This window comes from Actinoalloteichus spitiensis RMV-1378, from assembly GCF_000239155.1.
Taxonomy (GTDB): Bacteria; Actinomycetota; Actinomycetes; order Mycobacteriales; family Pseudonocardiaceae; genus Actinoalloteichus_B; species Actinoalloteichus_B spitiensis.
The window spans coordinates 1-3,260 of the sequence record NZ_AGVX02000614.1 but is presented as its reverse complement, the minus strand read 5'-3'; the positions used below and the strand labels follow the sequence as shown (position 1 = coordinate 3,260).

Annotated in this window: 3 protein-coding genes; 1 reads left to right on the top strand and 2 read right to left on the bottom strand. The window is 72.3% G+C overall.

All coding sequences use genetic code 11. The features are described from left to right. Positions 1–1,374, bottom strand: a 1,374-nt coding sequence (locus tag ACTIDRAF_RS34600) for an alpha/beta hydrolase (protein WP_016700997.1), incomplete at its 3' end; no start/stop codon positions are given. Positions 1,375–1,637: 263 nt separating this feature from the next. After that, positions 1,638–2,201: a TetR family transcriptional regulator gene (locus ACTIDRAF_RS0222670; protein ID WP_016700996.1), complete on the bottom strand. Its 564-nt coding sequence runs from the start codon at positions 2,199–2,201 to the stop codon at positions 1,638–1,640. A 50-nt stretch (positions 2,202–2,251) separates the two neighbouring features. On the opposite strand from ACTIDRAF_RS0222670, the gene ACTIDRAF_RS0222665 reads away from it, so the two are divergent. Continuing rightward, the gene (locus ACTIDRAF_RS0222665; RefSeq protein ID WP_026066399.1) at positions 2,252–3,160 is read left to right on the top strand and encodes an SDR family oxidoreductase; all 909 of its coding nucleotides are present in this window, start codon (positions 2,252–2,254) and stop codon (positions 3,158–3,160) included. Positions 3,161–3,260 lie beyond the last annotated feature (100 nt).

Below are 3,260 nucleotides of genomic sequence, written 5' to 3'. Positions count from 1 at the left end.
GGTGATGGCGGCGGGCTGTCCGCCCGCCGGGGTCAGGACCGGCGTCGGGTCGCCGTTGATCCGGTGCCGTTGGAACTCGGTGGCGGCGGTGTCGGCCAGGCCGGGGTACTCGGGTGCGGTCAGCGTGCGGACCCGGGTTCCGCCGTTGCCGGCGACGGTCCGGGGGATGCCGTACTCGAAGGTGGTTCCCGGATCGGGGCCCCGGCCGGCGAGGTGGAAGTCGAACCACGCGCCGATCTGGTCCCGGACCTCGCTGGGCGTACCGCTGCCGTCGTGGCCGCCGGCGAACCACACCACCTTGACGCGCCCGCCCGCCTCGGCGATCTCCCGGGCGTTGGCGTCGGCCTGGTCCAGGCCGAACAGGGTGTCCTGGCTGCCCTGCACGATCAGCGTGGGGACGGTGATGTTCTCGGTGAACCGGGAGGGGGAGAGGTCCGTGAGCAGGTCCACGGTCTCCTGGCTGGCGTCCCCCGTGGTGGCGAGTTCGACGTAGGCGGCGCACAGCTCGGGGGTGAAGCGTCCGCAGCCGGGAGGTGTCGGGCCCGCGCCCTGGCCGGCGCCGTCGACGCCGCCCTCGTCGGGGTCGGGCGTCGAGTCCTCCCCGCCCGCTCCGTTCGCTTCCTCCGGTTCGTCCTCGCGGTCGCTCCCGAGTTCCGGCGAGGCGACGGGCGGGGCCTCCACCGAGGGGCTGCCGGCGGTGAACAGCAGGCCGGCCCAGAACCGCTTGAACACCCCGGGATCGGGGAACGGGCTGGCGGCCGGGGTTCCGGCCGAGGTGATCGGGGTGGCGTCCTCGGTGCCCGAGTTCGGGATGAGGGCCTTGACCAGGTCGTTGTAGGTGATGAGCGGGGCGATGGCGTCCACCCGGTCGTCGGTGCCGGCCACCATGAGCGACAGCGCGCCCCCGTAGGAGCCGCCGGTGACGCCGACCACCGGGTCCCCGTCCTCGGCGAGTACCTCGGGCTGCTCGGCCAGCCAGTCGATGAGGGCGGAGGCGTCCCGGACCTCGTGATCCGGTGAGTTCAGCCCGATCAGTCCTTCGCTCTCGCCGAACCCCCGGGCGGAGTAGGTCAGGACCACGAAGCCGCGCTGGGCCAGTTCCCGGGCGTCTCCGGACACCTCGAGCTTGCTGCCTCCGAAGCCGTGCGCGAGCAGCACGGCGGGGGCGGGGGTGGTCTCGGGGAGGTAGACGGTGGCGTCGAGGCTGATCAGGCTTGCGGAGCCGGGTTCCTCGGGTACCTCGAGCCGGAACTCCCGGGTGGGGACGTCGGAGGTGTCCTCGTCGTCGGAGGGCCAGGCGATCGCGCCCGCGACGAGGAGAACGACCGCTCCGAGGGCGATCAGCCACCAACGATTCCGTGCGAGGAACGACACCAGTCGACAGTATGCGAAGTCGCGGGACCGGCCATGCCAGGGGTCACACTTTCGAGGACATTCCGGACAGTGTTCGTCGCGTGCGGATCTCGCGCGTGACGGTCGTCTTGCCTGGTGGCGGGCCTTGCGGCCGGGTGGTCTGGTCGGCTTGGTCGGAGCGGCGGCCGACCGGGTTCCTGGGGCGACGAGGTGTGGATCACGTCACGTGCCCGGTGGGCGGGGAGCCGTGCCGGTGCGGGAGCCCCCTCGGTTCGCGGTGCCGGTCAGGGGTGGATGACCAGCGCGAGGAACTGGTTGAGCCGCTCGGTCAGGTACTCGTCGAGCGGGGTGTCGGCCTGGAACGCCCACCACGTCATGGAGCCCTGCCAGTACGTGGCGAGCGCGTGACCGGCTCCGGCCGGGGTTCCGGGGGACGCCATGAGCCGCGCGTCGAGCGCGGCGGTCAGCTCGGCCTCCCACGCGGTCCCTCGGCGGCGCAGGAGGGGGTCGCGGAGGTCCTCGCGCAGGATCAGCAGCCCGTTCGCGTAAGCCTCGGCGTCGTCGTACTGCCCTGACAGGCCCACCAGCAGTTCGACCGCTCCCCGGGGGGTCAGGGGGGTGCTCGCCGCGAGGGCCCGCGTGGTGGCGTCGAGCTTGTCCCAGCCCTGGAGGAGGGCGCGCTGGATCAGCGTGGCCTTGTTCGTGAAGCGCTGGACCAGCGTCGCCGAGGAGAGACCGGACCGGGTGGCGAGCGCGGCGAAGGTCAGGTTCCCGACTCCGATGTCCCCGATCAGGGAGAGGGCGGTGTCCAGGACCTCCTCGTCGGTCCGGGTCTTGGTTCGTGCCATGCTATGAATATAAACGATCAATCGGTTATGTATGGCTGGGGAGGCCGGGCATGAGCCTGCGAGGAAAGGTTGCGTTGGTCGCGGGAGCGACGCGGGGCGCGGGGCGGGGCATCGCCGTCGAGCTCGGGGCGGCGGGAGCCACGGTGTACGTCACCGGCCGCACCACCAGGGACCGTGCCTCCGAGTACGGGCGGCCCGAGACGATCGAGGAGACCGCCGAGCTGGTCGAGCGCGCGGGCGGGGTCGGTGTTCCGGTCGCCGTCGACCACCTCGTGCCGGAGGAGGTGCGGGCGCTGGTGGACCGCATCCGCCAGGAACAGGGGCGCCTCGACGTCCTCGTCAACGACATCTGGGGTGGCGAGCTCCTCTTCGGGTGGGACACGCCGGTGTGGGAGCACGACCTCGACAACGGCCTGCGGCTGCTGCGGCTGGCGGTCGACACCCACCTCATCACCGCGCACCACGCGCTCCGGTTGTTGATCGAACGTCCAGGAGGGCTGCTCGTCGAGGTCACGGACGGGACCGTCGAGTACAACGAGCGGAACTACCGCGTCTCGCCCTTCTACGACCTCGCGAAGGTCGCGGTGAACCGCATGGCGTGGGCGCACGCGCGGGACCTGGTCAAGCACGAGGCGACGGCGGTGTCCCTGACACCGGGCTGGATGAGGTCGGAGATGATGCTCGACCACTACGGGGTGCGGGAGGAGAACTGGCGCGACGCGCTCGCCCGGGAACCGCACTTCGCGATCTCCGAGACTCCCCGGTTCGTGGGACGTGCCGTGGCGGCTCTCGCGGCGGACCCCGACCTCGCCCGGTGGAACGGCCGGTCGCTGTCCAGCGGGGGTCTCGCCCAGGAGTACGGCTTCACCGACCTGGACGGCTCGCGCCCCGATGCGTGGCGGTACATCGTCGAGGTCCAGGACGCGGGGAAGCCCGCAGACACCACCGGCTACCGCTGACGGTCCACCCCGCCGGGGGCCGCCGGGGTGGCGGTGAGTGCCGGGCCGGTGCCGCGGGCGCCCGCCGGTCGGTCACCCGGTCGGCGGGCCCCGCCCGGGG

Bases quoted from the DNA above. Each gene is read 5' to 3' on its own strand.
- ACTIDRAF_RS0222670 (WP_016700996.1), bottom strand. From the start codon at position 2,201: ATGGCACGAACCAAGACCCGGACCGACGAGGAGGTCCTGGACACCGCC.
- ACTIDRAF_RS0222665 (WP_026066399.1), top strand. From the start codon at position 2,252: ATGAGCCTGCGAGGAAAGGTTGCGTTGGTCGCGGGAGCGACGCGGGGC.